We start from the raw sequence: 18,773 nt of genomic DNA, 5'->3' as shown, positions 1-18,773 counted from the left end.
ATGGGATGTGGAAGTTGTTCAACAGGTGGTGGTTGCACCCCTAATGGATGCAAAAGTAATGGCTCATGTGGCACCGGTGGATGCCAAACAATGGAAGTTCACGATTGGCTATCCAACCTGGATATGCCCTCAAGTTATAAACCTTTTCAGGTTACAGAAATAAAATTCAAAGGTTCAAGAAAAGAATTTTTCCTTAATACGGATAATATTTATTTGGAAATTGGCGAACTGGTTGCTGTTGAAGGACCAACCGGAGGTTTTGATGTTGGCCATGTATCATTAACAGGCGAATTGGTTCGCGTACAAATGAAACGACGCAAAACTTCTTTGGATCAGGTAGTCAAAAAAATCTATCGCAAAGCTACCGAAGCGGATGTAGAAAAATGGAACGCCGCCAAAGAGATGGAATGGGAAACCATGCACAAAGCCCGTAAACTGGCTTTGGATCTTCGTTTGCAAATGAAGATTAGCGATGTGGATTACCAGGCTGATAAAACAAAGGCAACTTTCTTTTACACGGCTGATGGTCGTGTCGATTTTCGCGAGCTGATTAAAAAAATGGCTGAAAGTTTCCGGATCCGTATTGAAATGCGCCAAATAGGAATGCGCCAGGAAGCTGGTCGTTTAGGTGGAATTGGTTCATGTGGACGCGAATTGTGCTGCTCTACCTGGTTAACCAATTTTAAAACGGTTTCTACTGCTGCTGCCCGTTATCAAAACCTTTCTTTAAATACGTTGAAGCTTGCCGGTCAGTGCGGAAAGTTGAAATGTTGTTTAAATTATGAGCTGGATACCTATTTAGATGCGCTGAAGGATATCCCTGACCGCATTGAGAATTTAGATACTGAAGCGGGTTATGCCCGTCACCAGAAAACCGATATTTTTAAGAAAATAATGTGGTTTAGTTATCAGGGTGATGAAAACTGGATTCCGGTTAAGGCCGCTCGGGTTAAGGAAATCATGGTGATGAACAAGGCTGGTAAAAAAGCGCCAAACCTTAAAGAAGAAGCTGTTCAGATTGCTGCTCCGGTAGTGGTTGAAAAATCATTCGATTACGAAAACGTGGTTGGCCAGGATAGTTTAACCCGTTTGGATGAACGTTCGAGAGGGAAAAATAATCAAAACAGGAATTCTAAAAATCGCAATAATAAAAACGATAACAGAAGAGAGCGTGTTTCGGTTGGCGAAAAAAGTAGTGAGCCTGGTAACAGGTCGCAGCAGAATACTCAGAAGCCTCAACAAGGTGCTAAGCCTCAAAATGCTGGTGCAAAACCTCAGCATATCAATCAAAGAAACCAACAGCAAGCGGTGCCAAAACCTGCTCATGTTAACGGACCAAAACCGCAAAATGCCGGACCGAAACCTCAGCAGCAGAAACCCATAGTTAAGGCAGAGGGAACTCAAAATATTGAAGGTGCGAAGCCTGAGCAAAGTAAAAACAAGAACAGAAATAACCGTAGAAAAAATAATAACCGCCGAAACAATACAAATGGCTCCGAGAATAAACCTGCTTCTGAATAAAACAGCTTTTTTATGGAGCTTTCTGTTGGTTGCATCGTTTTTTACAGGATGTACCTCGAGTGTTATTGATAGTAATGTGCAAATTCCGGACCGCAAATGGTCTTATCGCAATCATATTAACACTGCATTTGAAATAAAAGATAATACAAAAGCTTACCATGTTTATTTTAAGTTGAGGCACACCGCTGAATACAAATATTCAAATATTTTTATTCTGGCTCATTTTAAAGATGGAAAAGCGATGGTCAATCAACGGTTCGAATTTCAATTGGCTAAAAAAGATGGAGAATGGTTAGGTAGTGGGTCAGGAAATTTATTCAGTTATACCTTGCCGTTATTGGAAAATCATCGTTTCCCGAGAAAAGGAAAATTTGAGATCGAAATTGAGCAAAATATGCGTGATAATCCTTTAGTCGAAGTTAGTGACGTTGGTATTTTGGTGGAGGAGGTTGAATAGCATCCAGTGCTTGCTGCCTGGTTTTTGATTAAGAAAATTGAACCATAAGCATTGTACAGAAATGTGTAGCGCTTTTTTTTTCGCAACATCCCAAACATATCTTTGAATTCCGTTGTAAATTCTACATTCGTTTTTCGCTCCACTTTGTTTTCTTTGCGTATTTTGATGTAATTACTTTTCGTTCAGAGGATTACAAATATTCCAATAAACTTTCGAGCTTCATTCCCCGTGATCCTTTGAGTAAAATCAGGTTAGTTTCTATTTTGTTTTCTCCTAAATACTTTGCTGCTGCGGCAGGCGTTTCAAAAAATATACCCTCAAAGCTATCTTTAAAAGCATAAAAATGGCTTCCTATAAAAATAATCTTGTTCAAACCGCTTTGAATAGCTTGTTTCGCCACTAATTCGTGTTGCATAGCCGATTCTGGCCCAAGCTCAAACATATCACCTAAAATGGCAGTTTTTTTATCGGCAGATAATACAGAAATGTTATGTAAAGCCGCCATCATACTGCTTGGATTAGCATTGTAAAAATCACAAATAACGGTATTGCTATCGGTTTTTGTTAACTGAGAGCGATTATTTTTTGGTTGATAGTTAGCAAGCCCACTATTAATATCCTCTGGACTCATATCAAAAAAATCGCCAATGCAAATTGCAGCCAGAACATTCTCAAAATTATAACTGCCTGTCAAATTGGTTTTTACTGCCGTTGAAACCTCGTGATTAGTCCATTCAACCTCAATAAATGGATCACTGCTTTTTAACATTCCTTTTATGGTATTGCCATTTTCGGTGCCGTAATAAATAAATTTACTTACGCCTGCTTGAGCACTCATTTCTAATAAATAAGGGTTATCTCTATTAATGAAGGTATAGCCACTTGTTTTTTTAAGATAAGCATAAAGTTCTGCTTTACCTTTCTTTACACCCTCAAAACCGCCAAACCCATCTAAATGCGCCATGCCTACATTGGTAATAATTCCATGAGTAGGCTGTGTGATAGTGCAAAGCAATTCTATTTCTCTTTGATGATTAGCGCCCATTTCTATCACCGCAATTTCAACGTCGTTAGCAATGGCTAAGATAGAAAGCGGAACGCCGATGTGGTTATTTAGATTGCCAGATGTTGCAAAAGTTTTATATCGCTCTGCTAAAACAGCATTAACCAACTCCTTACTCGTTGTTTTTCCATTGCTTCCCGTTAAACCAATTACAGGAATGTTTAATTGTTTGCGGTGGTGCCGAGCTAAATCTTGCAAAGCCAGAAGAACATCATCAACTAATAAACATTTTTTATTTATAGCATACTCTTGCTCATCTACCACAGCAAAAGATGCACCTTTCTCAATAGCTTGTGCTGCAAAACCATTCGCGTTAAAATTATCGCCTTTCAAGGCAAAAAAGATACAGCCCTCAGAAATATTTCTGGTATCAGTTGAGATAAGGGGATTGTTAAGGAAGTGCTGGTATAACTCGGCTGTGGTAATCATCTTTATCGGTAATAATTATGCTGTAAAATTAAGGTTTAGCATTAACAAAAAGCAAAATTAGTACATTAGATAAAATTTAATTGTTTTATGAAAAAAAGCATAACGTTCTGTCTGATTTTTATGGGTTCTGTTTTGGTTTTAAATGCCCAAATTAAATCGCCTGATGAGTTTTTAGGTTATGAACTTGGTGCACATTTTACGCCACATTATAAAGTAGCCGATTACTTTAAACAAACTGCTGTTGCTTCTCCAAAAAACGTTAAATTAATTGAATACGGAAAAACAAATGAAGGTAGACCGCTATTGGTTGCCGTAATATCGGCGACTGAAAACATTGTCCGATTAGAACAAATTAGAACAAATAACTTAAAGCTATCTACTGGTGCAGATAATACAGTTGACATAAAAGCCCAACCTGCCATCGTTTGGTTGAGCTACAATGTGCACGGAAACGAAGCAAATTCTACTGAAACTGCCATGAAAATGCTTTATACGCTTTCTTCGGGCAACAACGTGGAGGCCAATAATTGGTTAAAAAATACAGTAGTAGTTATAGATCCGTGTTTAAATCCTGATGGAAGAGACCGTTATGTAAATTACTTTAATAGTGTGGTGGGCAAAACACCAAATTCTGATCCCGCTTCCCGGGAGCACATTGAACCATGGCCAGGTGGAAGGCCAAATCATTATTACTTTGATTTAAACCGAGATTGGGCTTGGCAAACCCAATTGGAAAGTAAACAGCGTTTAGCACTTTATAATGATTGGATGCCTCAGGTTCATGTGGATTTTCATGAACAAAGCTATAATGAGCCCTATTATTTTGCGCCAGCGGCCGAACCCGTTCATCAGGATATTACCCCTTGGCAAAGAAGCTTTCAAGTGGTTGTAGGGAAAAATAATGCTAAGTATTTCGATGCTGCAGGTTGGCAGTATTTTACCAAAGAACGGTTCGACTTACTCTACCCCTCTTATGGCGATACTTACCCCTTGTATAACGGCTCAATCGGTATGACTTATGAGCAAGGAGGAATCAGGGCAGGTTTATCTGTGGTTACAAACGATGGTGATACACTTACGTTGAAAGACAGAATTGCCCATCATTTCGCTACCGGCATGTCAACGGTCGAAGTATCTTCGCAAAATCAGACTAAGTTAATGGAGGAATATAAAAAATACTTCCGGCAAGAATTGATAGCAGCTCCGGGAGCTTACAAAACCTATATCATTAAGGCAAGTAATATTTCCAGATTGAAAAAACTGGCGGAACTGCTGAGCAAAAATAAAATTCAGTTTGCTTATGGCGCTGAGAAAACGGGTAGAGGGTATGACTACGATACACAAAAAGAGGAGAATTTCTCGACTGAGCGAAATGATTTGATTGTAAATATTCAACAACCCCGAGCGGTATTGGCCAATGTTTTGCTGGAGCCCCAAACTTTTGTTACCGACTCAAACACCTATGATATAACAGCTTGGGCGCTGCCTTATGTATATGGTTTGAAAGCTTATGCCAGTAAAGAAAGTTTTAAAGGGAAATACGCTGATCTATCTGTTGCCGACCCAACTTCTAACGACATTGACAGACCCCTGGCTTGGTTATTTTCCTGGGGATCAGCTGAAGATGCTGGTGTTTTAATTAGTTTACAGAAAGAAAATATAAAAGTGAGGCAGTCAGATCAAGCCTTTACTGTCGCTGGCAGAGATTACCCTGCCGGAACATTAATTGTTTTAAGAACTGAAAACGAAAAGGTAGTTAAGGGGTTAAAAGATAAGGTTGTAGCGGTGGCGAAGAAATTTGATAAACCTGTACGAGGCATAACCAGTGGTTTTGTAGAAAAGGGGAAAGACTTTGGTTCGAATGTTTATCCTATTTTAAAACAGCCTAAAATTGCAATCGCATCGGGAAATGAGGTTTCTTCTCTAGCTTTTGGCGAGGCATGGTTTTATTTGGAGCACGATTTAAATCTATCACCAAGTATTATTAATGCAAAAGATATCAATAATTTGGATATCAATAAGGTCAATACATTAATTCTTCCTGATGGAAGTTACAGCGCATTCGTAGGTGAAGGTTTAACTTCTTGGTTAAATAGAGGCGGAAAGTTAATTTTATTGGAGGATGCTATTGAGAGCGTTGTAGAGAAAAAGGGTTTCGATATTAAAAAGAAGGAAGCGGTGGTTAAAAAGGATGAAAAACCGGAACCAAGTAAACTTCTGTTTAAGAACAAAGATAAAGATGATTTTGAATTCGCCATTCCAGGTGCAATCTATAAAGTAAACTTAGATGCATCTCACCCGTTCTCTTACGGTTTGGGCAAATTTTACTATACCCTAAAAACAGATCGAAAAATTTATGAGCTTTTTACAAAAGGTTGGAATGTTGGTCAGGTAGATGAGAAAAGTTTGATGGCTGGTGTAGTTGGGAAAAAAGTAAGAGAAGAGCTAAAATCTGGTTTGCTGATTGGCGTTCAGGATTTTGGCAAAGGGCAGGTGGTTTATTTAGCAAACGATCCGCTTTTCAGGAATTTCTGGGAAGGTGGCAAGACACTTTTTGGGAATATTCTGTTTTGTAGTTATTAATCATACATAAAGCCGAAATTATGTAAGCCCTATGTTAATCAAATATAGGGATTCGTCATATTTGTTAACATTTAAAAGTCGGTTTTGTCATATTTTAAGCGGAATGTTAAAAATTGTTAAAATAAATTTGGTGGTATAGTCAACTAACTATATTTTAGCGCATTATTATTAATCATTAACTAACCTATTTTTCAAATTATGAAAAAACTTCTACAAAGTTTGTTCATTCTTATGTTCGTTGCGTTCGGCGCAATGGCACAAGAAAGAACAGTAACTGGTACGGTAACCTCTCAAGAAGATGGTCTTCCTGTGCCAGGCGCAACAGTGAGGGTAAAAGAAATCCCTAACCTAGGCGCGCAAACCGGCGCAAACGGTAAATTTTCATTAAGCGTACCTGCAGCTGGAAAAACGATTGTCGTTTCATTTTTAGGCTATGCACCTCGTGAATTTGCGATACCGGCAAATAATGTTGTTAATGCGGCATTAAAATCAGATGCTACTTCTTTGAATGAGGTTGTGGTTACGGCTGGTGGTGTTTCAATCAAACGTCGTGAGCAAGGTAACCAATCTACAACAGTTAAGGCTGAAGAGCTAACTCAAGGTAAAGCATTCAACGTTGCAAGTGCATTAACTGGTAAAGTAGCAGGTTTACAAGTAAACGCGGTGAGTAGCGGTGTTAACCCTAACATCCGTTTGGTGTTAAGAGGTAACCGTTCACTATTAGGTAATAACCAGGCTTTAGTTGTTTTAGATAACGTGATTGTTCCAAGCGATGTTTTAGGTAATTTAAACCCAGAAGATATCGAAAACATTGAGGTATTGAACGGTGCTGGTGCTGCTGCACTTTATGGTTCTGATGCATCAAACGGAGCACTGATCATTCAAACTAAAAAAGGTAAAAGAGGTGCTACGAGTATTAATGTAAGCCATACAACGAATGTAGAGCAAGTTAGTTTCTTGCCTAAATTACAAGATCGTTTTGGTTCTGGAACTGGTAATGATGATATTCCATCATATACTGCATTCGAGAACCAGCAGTATGGTCCTGCATTTGACGGAGTAGTTCGCCCAATTGGTAAGCCATTAGCCGATGGATCAATTCAATCTGTTCCTTATTCTTATAATAGTGATGAGAATAAAGATGCTTTCTGGGAAACTGGTTATTCAAACCAAACAGATTTTAACTTATCTTCAGGTGATGATAAAGGAACATACTACTTTTCAGGTCAATATTTCGATCAAAAAAGTACTGTTCCGGGTGATAAATACAACAGATTTTCCATGCGTATCAATGGAGAGCGTAATCTAGGAAACAATGTAACTTTTGGTTTCAATTTAAGTTATGTCCAAAACCGTTACGATCAAGGAAATGCTATCGCAAGTGTTTTTGATAATGTGCTTCAATCGCCAGGGCAAATTCCTTTAACAAGATATAAAGATTTCAAAAATGATCCATTCGCTAATCCAAATGGATATTATAACGAATATTATCAAAATCCATATTTTGCTTTGGCAAATTCTCGTAGTGCGACCCGTAATGATTATTTAACTGGTAATGCACAGATTAAATGGAATCCAATCAAAGATTTATCTTTATTAGTTCGTGCTAACTTATCTAACAGAGCATTTTCAAACAAATCGACTACTAATAAATTTACCTATTCTGCTTATCGTTTAGAAGAGACGCCGAATTTTGCAAACATTGTTGGATCGGTAAGCGATTATTCCGGCTATAATGTACAAATTAACCCTGAGTTCCAGGCACAATACATCAAACAATTATCTAAAGATCTCTCGTTAAATGTTATTGCTGGTGCAACAATCAGACAAAACACTTATAAAAGAATTGATGTCGGTACACAAGGTGGTTTAGCTTTAGATGACTTTTTTAACATTGGTAATGGTTTACAGAATCCATCTGCAAGTGAGTCAAATTTTAAAGCTAGACAAATTGGTGTTTATGGTGATGCTCGTTTAGGCTTTAGAGATTATTTATACTTACACGTTACAGGTAGAAATGATTGGAGATCAATTTTGTCTCCTGAAAATAGATCATTCTTCTATCCTGCTGCTGATATCTCATTTATTGCATCTGATGCTATTCCGTTTTTGAAAAATTCAAAAGTGATTGAATCGTTGAAAATTAGAGGGGGCGTATCAAAAGTAGGTAATGTTAACTTAGGTAACAATACCAACTTTGGTGCTTATGCTTTATTACCAACATTCGGTCAGGCTTCAGGTTATCCTTATGCAGGTATCCCGGGCTTTACTTTAGCTGATCGTATCGTTTCTCCCAACATTAAACCAGAGATGACTTTGGCCTATGAAGGCGGTATTGATTTCTCATTATTGAAATCAAGAATTACAGGTAGTTTTACCATGTATAAGACAAATACAACTGATCAAACAGTTCCTGTAAGTGTTGCCAATTCTACAGGTTTCTCATCATTCTTAACTAATACAGGTGAAGTAAGTAACAACGGTATTGAGACTAACTTACGCCTTGTACCTTACAGAAATTTGGATAATGGTTTAGAGGTTTCTGTTGGTGCAAACTACACTTATAATAACAATAAAGTTGTGTCGATTAGCAATGGCTTACCTGCGCTAGGTTTATCAGGAACAACACAATTGGGTTCATGGGCTGTAGAAGGCCAGCCTTTTCCTGTGCTCCAAGGAACTGACTACGTGAGAGATTCAGAGGGCAGAGTAATTGTTGACAGATTTACTGGTTTTCCAAATGTAACTACTGGGAATAAAGTTTTGGGTAATGTAGAGCCTCGTCATCGTTTAGGCCTTGATGCTGCTGTGTCTTATAAAGGTTTCCGTTTAACAGGCTTATTTGAATATCGTGGAGGTTTTGTGATGGGTCAAAACTCTGGAAGTTATGATTTCTCTGGTGCGGGTATCAGAACAACCTATTTCAACCGTGAACGTTTTGTTGTACCTAATTCATCTTATTTGGATCCAGTTACAAACACTTATGTTGCAAACACCAATATCACCACCAGAACAGGCGGTGTAGATTTTTGGACAAACGGACCAACAAACATGGGCGTTGCCAGCAATTATGTTTATTCAGCAGCTTTCTGGAAGCTTAGAGAGTTATCATTATCATACGAATTGCCTCAATCATTATTGGGTAACTTAAAGTATGTTAAAGGTGCTCGTATCAGTGTTCAAGGTCGTAACTTATTTATCTGGACACCAAAAACCAATATTTATACAGATCCTGAGTATAGTGATGCTGGCCCTGATAATAACGGTATAGGTATTGCATCATTAGGTCAAACGCCTCCAGCTCGTTTTTACGGTGCTACATTATCATTAACTTTTTAATACACATACATATGAAAAAGATATTTAACGGTTTATTGATAGTTGCTTTAGCAGTCGGCTTTACGTCTTGCAAAAAGTACCTGGATATAAATGAAAACCCAAATAGCTCTACGGAGTCTACACCTGCTTTGGTTTTACCTCAAGCAATCGTAAACTCTGCTGCTGTATCACAATCTTATAATAGTGCATATTACTTCCCTGGCGGATTTGCTGCTAACATTTATGGTGTGGGTAGTTATGGTGCTGGTGTTACCTATGCTTACACAGCGGGTAGCTTCACCAACCTGTTTTCCGGTGTTTATAACAATGCTACAGATTATCAATACATCATTGATAATACTGCAGGTAACGGATCTTTAGTTTACAGCAACGCTATTGCAAAGATCATGAAATCCTTTATGTTTTCTAAATTAGTAGATCAATACAATGATGTTCCTTATACTGAAGCTTTAAAGGGTAGCGCTATTTTGACACCTAAGTATGATAAGGCAGAAGATATTTACAAAGATTTAGTTGCTCAGTTAACGGCTTCCATTAAAGCAATTAGCGATGGACAGGCCATTACAGGTACAAATAAACCTGCTGATGTGGCTTCAAGCACAGATCCAATGTTTAAAGGTGATTTGGACCTTTGGAAAAAATTTGCTAATACAGTTAAATTGCGCTTATTAATTAAAATGGCTGGCGTGCCTGCACTATCGGCCTATGCTACCACAGAATTTGCTGCTTTAAATGCTTCAGTTGGGTTTTTAGAAACTGACGCGCTGGTAAATCCTGGTTATTTGAAAGAAGCAAACAGGCAGAATCCATTATATAACTCACTGGCGTTTGCCAGTGATGGTGTAAGATCACAATCTCAGGCAGTTCCTACAATCTGGATTTTAACGTTTTATAACGGAACTAAAATTTCTGATCAAGGAAGAGGTTATGCTATGTATAATGGCTTTCCAAGTCCCGCAGTAAATAGATTAGGTGAAGAAAACCTTCCTTCAACTGTGGTGCCGCCTGCGGGTTCAACATCTTGGTTTACTGGAGAGGATGCCAATACGCCATATATCGGTGTCGCAAAAGGCCCTGCCCAAGGACAACCGATGTTATTAGCTGCGGAAAGCCGCTTTTTACAAGCAGAGGCATTTGCCAGAGGTTATTTAACTGGAAGTGCGAAGACAGCATTTGATGAAGGTATTAAAGCTTCATTTAAATACATTTATCAAGATCAAACTGGGGCACCAATTGCGGGATGGGATTATCTTTCAGAGTCTGCTGCATATCAAACTCAGGAAAATCCGGGTAATCCTTTAGTAAATTATCCTGCCACAGGTTTACAAGCACAAATTGAGGCAATTATAACTCAAAAGTATATTGCCATGAATGTGATACACTGCGATGAGGCTTATAATGAGTTTAAAAGAACAGGCTTTCCTAAAATTGTTGAAGGATCTAGCGATGGTCGTTTAACTTTTGCATCTAAACAATCTCAATCTACCAGACCAGATAAATTGATTGGAAGAATTCTATACCCTTCTCAGGAATATTCTTACAACCCTGGGAATGTACCTGCGGGTGTAACCTTATTCGGTTCAAGAATTTTTTGGGACTTAAATTAATTTTAACAGAATCATGAAAAAATATATTTTTAAATCTATGGCTTTCTTGCTGATGGTAACCACGCTTACCTCATGTTTGAAAGACGATACTATGATCCTTGATCCGGCGAAAGGACATAATGTGATTGAGTTCGCTAATCCGGCACAAATTGCAGTGAATGGTACTCCTTCACCAATGTACCAATTTGCTTATTCAACGGCTACTCTTCCAACTTTACCAATTACTGTAAGTTATTCAGGTCCAGAAGCTACAGCTCCGCAGGATATTACGGTAAGAATCACACCGGGAACAACAGCTAAAATTCAGGAATATAATACAGCTACTTCAAGTAGCTATACCTTATTGCCTGCTGGAAGTTATACATTGAGCGCTACAGAAGTTGTGATTAAAGCTGGAACAAGCAAAGCAACATTTAATGTTGCGTTTCGTCCACTAACATTCGAATTTACAGGTTTACAGGTTCTTCCTTTAACAATTTCTTCTGTATCTTCAGGGATTATCAGCGGTAATTTTGGAACGATCCTATTAAACGTTACGCCAAAAAACATTTATGATGGTGTTTATAATGTTACCGCAGGAAATGTTCAGAGATTTACAGCTCCAGGTGTTCCAACTGTTAATGATGGATTGAATGGTGATTTGGCTGGTAACCCTGATGTTGAATTTCAAACCATTAATTTGAATACTGTTCAGATCAACGGTTTGACTTGGCATGGAGGTTCATCTGGTATTGCCGGTATAGATAATTTGAGAGCGACCATTGATCCGACTACAAATCTGGTAACAATGACAGCCTTAGGTAATGCATCGCTAAGAAATATTCCTGGAACAACTAGCGCTTACAACCCAGCAACCAAAACATTAACCTTAAACTTCGAATGGAATCCAACCTCCAACAGAAGAGCGGTTACAGATTTAGTACTGAAGTATAACCACGAAAGATAGAAATACTTTATAATAGAGGGTTATGATGAAAATCATAGCCCTTTTTTGTATTCGTCAAAATTCTTATATTTATCGTAATCTAAATCAGACAATTATGAAAACATTATCCAAATTTTTCTACATCACGTCAAGTGCAATCTTTCTAAATACACTTTCATCTGCTCAAGAACAAAAAACCTCAGTTTTGTCTGACCAAACAAAGGTAGAGTACGCAACGAACGATGCAAAGAAATTGGAAGGAGTTTATTCTGTTTTAAAGGAAGAAGATAAGGTTTATCTCAGAGGAACTTATAAAGACAATGCTCGAACTGGCAATTGGTATGCTTTCAATGATGATGGAAAGGTGTTTCTCCGCTACAATTATGACCTCCAGAAGCTATTGTTCTTAGATACAACCAGCATTAGCAGGCTTAAGGTTGAAATAGATGCTAAGGACCCTGAAGTAAAAGAAAAGGCGAGCATTCCGGTTCCGATTACATCTATAGATCAGTACATCTCTTTGTTGGGCACCGAATTAAAACGGGTAGTTAAAACTGAAAATAAAAATGCCGATGGTACTTTAGATGCAGATTTAATTACGAAGATTGATAAAAACGGCAAGGCCACTTATCAAGCTCAATATCTAGCAGATGGAATATTGGTTACCAAAAAATTAATAATTTCCGAGAAGGGTTTTGATATTGATTGGATCCCTGCGAGTTATAATGGTGTAACCTATGCATCAACTTTTTCAGTAAAAGCACGTATTAGTTTCACAGAAAAGCCTGGGATTAAACAACGGTTTATTTGGGTTTATTAATCAATCAAAGCCTACATTAATTAATGAGGAAATGATGTTTATTCATTTCCTCATTTTTTTAATTCGTCATGCCTTAGCGAATACTAGTTTTTTAAGGAAAACAGAATTCTGATTATTTAACTTTCATACTGTTTTATGAGCCGTTTAAGTAGTCTCCTACAAAATTCGATTTGTGTTTTCGCAATAATATTTACGTTGCAACTTTAAGAAGGCTTTCAACTGGAAATTAACAAATAGTTGTTAAGATATTGCTGATTAAACAAGAGCTATAGTAAATATGTGTATGTTAGATCTATTTGTTTTATAAATCTTAATGAGAAGATGCTCAACGACCATTAGCAAGCGTAATCGCATCATTTCTCGATAATTACGCCGAGCGTAATATTCCTGACAGAATAGTGTCCGAGGATTAATGAAAGTTAGATGGATTATTAAGCCATTAATCATGAAATTAATATCTATTTATTGCGACTTATATAGTAAAACTAAGGTGTAAGTTGACAATTTTTCAGTGTGTATCCGTTGTCTATCCTAAATCCGATCCTTAATAGAAAATATATCTAATGTTAATTTAATATAATTGTATCTTTTTTAGTGCTTCAATTTACGAAATTGAATTTTTATAAGTTTAACATATAGCATTAGCCCTTTTAATAATATTCAAGCAACATATTCCATGTCCAGTTTAATTTTTTATTAAAATGCTCTGATTCTTTTTGTTTGTAAAATTTGCATTACGAATTACCAAGCTTTATCTTAGGCAAAATATTATTAACTAAACTAAATTTTTTATGAAAAAACTTCTACAAAGTTTGTTCATATTGCTATTCATTGCAAGTACAGCAATGGCGCAAGAAAGAACAATCACTGGTACAGTTACGGGTAAGGAGGATGGATTGCCATTACCTGGTGTAAGTGTAAGAATTAAAGGCGCTGCTGGCGGAACTACAACAGATGCAGATGGTAAATATGTGCTTCGTGTAGCTGCAAATGCGACATCTTTAGAGTTTACATATATCGGCTATTCAACTCAAACAAGACCTATTGGTGCCGGAAATTCAATTAATGTGATATTGGCAAGTGATGCTAAAACCTTAACAGACGTAGTTGTTACGGGTTATGGTGTAACCAGAAAACGGGATTTTACAGGTTCTGCCGCTACAGTAAAAGGTGATGAATTAAAAGATAAACCGGTTCAAAGTTTTGTTCAAGGGTTAACAGGTCAGGCCGCTGGGGTTAGTATTGTTTCTCCAAACGGGTTATTAAATAATCCTCCGGTTATTCGCGTAAGAGGAGTAAGCTCTATCTCTCTAAGTTCATTTCCATTGGTGGTAGTTGACGGTATTCCTTTTCCTACTGGCGATGCTTCAGCTAATTCAGCAACCAATAATCCGCTTGGAGATATCAATCCTGCAGATATAGAAACTATTGATATCTTAAAAGATGCGGCATCTACCGCGCTCTATGGATCAAGGGCTGCAGCGGGTGTTTTGGTGATTACAACCAAGAAAGGTAAATCAGGAGACGCTAAAATAACATATGATGGATGGTATGGTGTAAACAATGCTGTTCGTTTACCAGAACTGTTAAATGCGCAACAGTACATTGACAGTAAAAATAGAGCAATAGCGAATGCATTAGTACTAAATCCCAACGCAGTACCTGCATCACAGAGAGATGCTAACAACAAAAGTTTCTTCCCAAGTTATAATGCTGATGGTTCTTTAGTTGATACCAAATGGTATGATGAGGTTTACAGAACAGCTCAGTCGCAAAATCATAATGTAACATTAAGTGGCGGTACTGCTAAAACAACTTACTATCTATCTGGTGGTATTTCTGATCAGGACGGTTTTTTAAAGAATAACTCATTCAAAAGATATTCTGCTCGCATTAATGCAACGCATAAAGCAACAGATTGGTTAAGTTTAAGCATGAATGTTAACTATAACAACAGCTTAAACAGTTCGCCAAATAGTGGGTCAGCACCTGGTGCGGCATTTAATTCATCCGGTTTAGGCCGTATTGCTATTGCAATTGCTCCTAACGTACCAGTTTACAACGCTTCAGGTAACTATAATATCTCTGCTAATAATGTTGGCAACGCTGCAAATTTAATCACGAGTACTTGGGCGCACCCAACTGTATTGGTTGATAAGGATGTTAATAGTTCTGAAAACAATAGATTCTTAACCAATTTAGGCGCTGACTTTAAAATTATCGATGGCTTAAACTTTAGATCTAACTATTCTTGGGAACGAAGTAACACAGAAAATATTCAATTTTGGAATCCGATTCAGGGAGATGGTTATTCTTACAATGGTTATGCTTATAACAACAATGCTAGAAGAAATAACTGGAACTGGATTAATACCTTACAATATGCAAAAACATTCGATGGTGTTCACAATTTGAACCTAACTATCGGAAGTGATGTGCAGAATACAAGAACTGTAAACTGGGGGGGTATTCGTCAGGGATTAGGGGATCCAACGTTTTTTGATCAATATCAAGGAACTTTCACAACAAATGTACCGGGTGGTAATGGAATAACTGAAATAGCTTTTCAGGCATATTTGGCGAGCGCAAGCTATAACTATAAAGGTAAATATTATTTAAGCGGTAACTTTAGAAGAGATGGTAATTCAGCACTTTCATCGCAAAACAAATGGGGTAATTTTGGTGGTGGATCTATCGGATGGACCATTTCTGAGGAAGACTTCTTCAAAAATTCAGCTTTAGGAAAAACCGTAAACTCTTTAAGAGTAAGAGCAAGTTATGGTCGTGTGGGTAATTCAAATGTACCTCCATATAGTGCTTATACTACATATAGCCCGGGTCTTTATGGTGTAACTCCATTTGCTTGGATCTATGGTCAGGCAGGAAATTCAGAGCTTAAATGGGAAACTAGTAATCAGTTGGATTTTGGTTTAAATGTTGCGTTATTCAACAATAGATTAACTTTAGAGGCAGATTATTTTAAAAAGGATGTCAATAACTTATTGTTAAATGTGCCTCAGGCATTATCCAAAGGGATACCTGGAGGAACAATTTTAGCAAACGTTGGCTCGATGTATAATAAAGGATTTGAGTTTGCATTGGGCGGTACTCCAATAAAAACAGATAAATTCTCTTGGACAGCTAACCTAAATTTCACTACAATAAAAAATGAGGTAACTGCTTTAGATCCGAATGTTTCACAAATTATTGGTACAACTGGCGGTTTAGAATCCGCGAGTGTAACTAAAGTTGGTGAGTCTATCGGTAGTATTTACGCGGTAAAAACTAACGGTGTAAATCCTGCCAATGGTAGAAGAATATACATCAATGCTGCAGGTCGTGAGGTTCAATATTTGCATTTCGGCGGCGCCAATGCATGGACTTATCTTGATGGAACACAAGCTCCATCTCCAGCAGGTGATGCACAGGTTATTGGCGGAACTTTACCTAAATGGTATGGAGGTTTTAACAATACATTAAACTACGGAAACTTCGACCTAAACTTAATGTTTACTTTTTCGGGAGGAAACTATATTTACAATGGTTCGCGTGCTGGTTTGTTAGATCAACGTGTTTGGAATAATTCAACGGAAGTTTTGAATGCATGGACCACTCCAGGTCAGCAAACCAATATTCCTAGGGTAATCTACGGTGACAACGTTTCAAATGGTTCATCATTTGCAATCGATGCAAACGTAGAAAAAGGTGATTTCTTGCGCCTTCAGGCTGCAACTTTTGGTTACAAAATTCCAAAAACTGTTTTTGGAAAGTCTGGAATTAACAACATCAGAGTTTATGCTTCAGTAAACAATGCATTCTTGATTACCAACTATACAGGTGTAGACCCAGAAATTTCAACCAATGGTGATTCAAATCTTGCTAGTGGCGTAGAGCGTAACTCTATTCCTCAGGGTAGATCATTCACTTTCGGTATTAGTTTAGGTTTATAATATTAATAATAAAATTCATGAAACTATTTCATATAAAAGCATATAAATTGAAGGTAGCTGCAGCAGCTATACTGGCAATTCCTTTGGTTGGAAGTATTTCTTCTTGTAAGAAAGAGTTCCTGGAAAAGGCTCCAGAACTAACATTACCTGAGGCGGAGGCCTTCTCAAACCCAACCAGGATTTTAGGTCAGGTAAACGGTTTGTACACTTCTGCAAAGGCAGGTTCATTATTTGGTGGTCGCTATTTAATCTATAACGATATCAGAGCTGAAGAATTCGTAAACAGAACCGGTAATGGAGTAACTGGTTACGATGTTTATCAGGGAACTAATAACTCCACAAATACTTATGTGGCTAGTTTTTTCTCTCAGGGCTATTTAACCATCAATAGAGCAAACCTTTTTTTAAAAGGGTTAGCAGAGAACGCTACTGTTTTAACGCCGGCTTTAAATGCAAACTATGCGGGAGAAGCTAAATTTGTAAGAGCATTAAATTATTTCGCATTAATTCAAATTTTTGCTAAACCTTACATATCTGATAACGGTGCATCACGAGGCTTACCACTTCGTTTAACACCAGAAACTTCATTAGCAAATAATGCACTTAAAAGCAGTAGTGTTGCGGCAGTTTATGCTCAAATTTTAAAAGATCTGGATGAAGCAGAAGCTGGTTTGCCGGATACCTATTCAACAGCATTATTACGTACAACCAGGGCCCATAAAAATACAGCAATTGCTTTGAAGACGAGAGTGTACTTAGCAATGGGTAACTATGCGAAAGTTTTGGAAGAAGGAAATAAGCTGGTTCCACAAGCTGCACCATTTGCAAATACTGCAAGAACTGCACATGCACTGCAGCCCAATGTTCAGAGCGTTTTCGCGGCACCATTTACTACATCTGAGTCTATCTTCTCATTCCCAATGGCAGATACAAATGCCCCTGGCACCCAAAATCAGTTAGGCTATTATTACAGCTGGGCTGGCAATGGGAATTTAGAATTTTCTTTAAACAAAACAGGTGCGGGAATATATGCAGATCCGGCATGGCCAACAACTGATGCCAGAAAATCTGTTTTGACTGAAAATGCAACAATTTCAGGCGTACTTCATTCTTATCCAATTAAGTACGGTGCTGTATCGCCTTTTATTGATTTCGTACCAATGATAAGATATGCAGAAATTTTACTTAACGTTGCTGAAGCCGAGGCGTTAGCACCGGGAGGTAATTTAGTTCGTTCTCAGGCATTACTTCAAGCTGTTCGTACAAGGTCTGATGCAAGTTTTGTTTATGGTGCATTGACAACTCCCGCAGCTTTAGAAGCCGCTATTTTAAAAGAAAGAAGAATTGAACTTTTGGCTGAAGGTTTCAGGTATAATGATTTAGCTAGAAAAGCTGCTCCTCTTCCGTCATTTGGTGTTGGTTCTTCAGTTCCGGTTACTGATCAACGTTATACTTTCCCTATTCCAATTGGGGAGGTAAATACAAACCCTTTAGTTAACACACTTTAGGTAAAACAAGTCCAAAAAAATGGGTTTGAAGCGAAAGCTTTAAACCCATTTTTTTTATTCCTCAAATTTGAATAGAATCTAGTTCAAGGCATTAGGTTGCAAAATCGATTCGCTATGATCTGCACAAGAAACAAGCCTATTTCTCATCCACGCTATATTTTGCCAGGGGCTTATGATCTGCCTGAAATATAACACTGATTCTGTTTCCTGGCTTGCGGCTTAAGTCATTTTAGGCAACTAAGATTCGGTTTCCCCCTTAAGGAGTAGTTTCGAAGGTACAGCTTTCGCTGTTCATTGGTGCCATTTGTGGTACCGGGCTTGTTCCGATGATAGAGGTATAAAATAATAGATTGGTTTATTCTGAACTAATTAAGGTTCTATTTTACATTAAAAGGTTGTCTATATTCGTTAGATTCTGTATTGATTAGTTTATTTTGTTTATTTCTTTGTGTTTAGCTCTTTTGGTTAACCTTTAATTTACTAAAATCTACGTTTTTTAGTCAAAAGTTGTCTGTTTTTATCTAATTTAATTAGCTATTTGGAGAAAACAGGATTTTATTTCATGATTCGT

The 18,773-nt window shown here is 37.6% G+C and carries 10 protein-coding genes; 9 read left to right on the top strand and 1 reads right to left on the bottom strand.

What is annotated here, in order from left to right:
- Both ricT and AC3ITD_RS18410 read left to right on the top strand, forming a co-directional pair.
- A complete protein-coding gene (gene ricT, locus AC3ITD_RS18415; RefSeq protein ID WP_489361963.1) occupies positions 1–1,521 on the top strand; it encodes a regulatory iron-sulfur-containing complex subunit RicT in 1,521 nt (506 codons plus the stop codon).
- A complete protein-coding gene (locus tag AC3ITD_RS18410) occupies positions 1,490–1,978 on the top strand; it encodes a gliding motility lipoprotein GldH (RefSeq protein ID WP_489361961.1) in 489 nt (162 codons plus the stop codon). Before ricT ends, AC3ITD_RS18410 begins: the two co-directional genes overlap by 32 nt.
- Before the next feature lie 190 nt (positions 1,979–2,168).
- On the opposite strand, the gene AC3ITD_RS18405 is transcribed toward AC3ITD_RS18410, so the two are convergent.
- Positions 2,169–3,470, bottom strand: a complete 1,302-nt coding sequence (locus tag AC3ITD_RS18405; RefSeq protein WP_489361959.1) for a UDP-N-acetylmuramoyl-tripeptide--D-alanyl-D-alanine ligase — start codon at positions 3,468–3,470, stop codon at positions 2,169–2,171.
- Between the two features lie 87 nt (positions 3,471–3,557).
- Between AC3ITD_RS18405 and AC3ITD_RS18400 the strand changes: the two genes are divergently transcribed.
- The 7 genes from AC3ITD_RS18400 (at position 3,558) to AC3ITD_RS18370 (ending at position 18,202) form a co-directional block, all read left to right on the top strand.
- Complete coding sequence (locus tag AC3ITD_RS18400; protein ID WP_489361957.1) at positions 3,558–6,053, top strand: M14 family metallopeptidase; 2,496 nt, start codon at positions 3,558–3,560, stop codon at positions 6,051–6,053.
- 198 nt (positions 6,054–6,251) lie between these two features.
- Positions 6,252–9,392 (top strand): SusC/RagA family TonB-linked outer membrane protein, encoded by a 3,141-nt coding sequence (locus tag AC3ITD_RS18395; RefSeq protein WP_489361955.1) that lies wholly within the window; start codon positions 6,252–6,254, stop codon positions 9,390–9,392.
- Between the two features lie 11 nt (positions 9,393–9,403).
- Positions 9,404–10,999, top strand: a complete 1,596-nt coding sequence (locus AC3ITD_RS18390) for a SusD/RagB family nutrient-binding outer membrane lipoprotein (protein WP_489361953.1) — start codon at positions 9,404–9,406, stop codon at positions 10,997–10,999.
- A gap of 13 nt (positions 11,000–11,012) precedes the next feature.
- A complete protein-coding gene (locus AC3ITD_RS18385; protein WP_489361951.1) occupies positions 11,013–11,945 on the top strand; it encodes a DUF1735 domain-containing protein in 933 nt (310 codons plus the stop codon).
- 94 nt (positions 11,946–12,039) lie between these two features.
- Positions 12,040–12,744, top strand: coding sequence for a hypothetical protein (locus AC3ITD_RS18380; RefSeq protein ID WP_489361949.1), 705 nt, complete (start codon positions 12,040–12,042; stop codon positions 12,742–12,744).
- Positions 12,745–13,535: 791 nt separating this feature from the next.
- Positions 13,536–16,694 (top strand): SusC/RagA family TonB-linked outer membrane protein, encoded by a 3,159-nt coding sequence (locus tag AC3ITD_RS18375; RefSeq protein ID WP_489361947.1) that lies wholly within the window; start codon positions 13,536–13,538, stop codon positions 16,692–16,694.
- A 17-nt stretch (positions 16,695–16,711) separates the two neighbouring features.
- Positions 16,712–18,202, top strand: coding sequence for a RagB/SusD family nutrient uptake outer membrane protein (locus tag AC3ITD_RS18370; RefSeq protein ID WP_489361945.1), 1,491 nt, complete (start codon positions 16,712–16,714; stop codon positions 18,200–18,202).
- Positions 18,203–18,773 lie beyond the last annotated feature (571 nt).

The organism is Pedobacter sp. KH_004 (assembly GCF_057840755.1).
The sequence above is the reverse complement of the archived record's forward strand: the minus strand, read 5'-3'. Positions and strand labels throughout refer to the sequence as shown.

Coding starts and splice junctions, on each gene's coding strand:
- ricT (WP_489361963.1), top strand. CDS start 1: ATGGGATGTGGAAGTTGTTCAACAGGTGGTGGTTGCACCCCTAATGGA.
- AC3ITD_RS18410 (WP_489361961.1), top strand. CDS start 1,490: ATGGCTCCGAGAATAAACCTGCTTCTGAATAAAACAGCTTTTTTATGG.
- AC3ITD_RS18405 (WP_489361959.1), bottom strand. CDS start 3,470: ATGATTACCACAGCCGAGTTATACCAGCACTTCCTTAACAATCCCCTT.
- AC3ITD_RS18400 (WP_489361957.1), top strand. CDS start 3,558: ATGAAAAAAAGCATAACGTTCTGTCTGATTTTTATGGGTTCTGTTTTG.
- AC3ITD_RS18395 (WP_489361955.1), top strand. CDS start 6,252: ATGAAAAAACTTCTACAAAGTTTGTTCATTCTTATGTTCGTTGCGTTC.
- AC3ITD_RS18390 (WP_489361953.1), top strand. CDS start 9,404: ATGAAAAAGATATTTAACGGTTTATTGATAGTTGCTTTAGCAGTCGGC.
- AC3ITD_RS18385 (WP_489361951.1), top strand. CDS start 11,013: ATGAAAAAATATATTTTTAAATCTATGGCTTTCTTGCTGATGGTAACC.
- AC3ITD_RS18380 (WP_489361949.1), top strand. CDS start 12,040: ATGAAAACATTATCCAAATTTTTCTACATCACGTCAAGTGCAATCTTT.
- AC3ITD_RS18375 (WP_489361947.1), top strand. CDS start 13,536: ATGAAAAAACTTCTACAAAGTTTGTTCATATTGCTATTCATTGCAAGT.
- AC3ITD_RS18370 (WP_489361945.1), top strand. CDS start 16,712: ATGAAACTATTTCATATAAAAGCATATAAATTGAAGGTAGCTGCAGCA.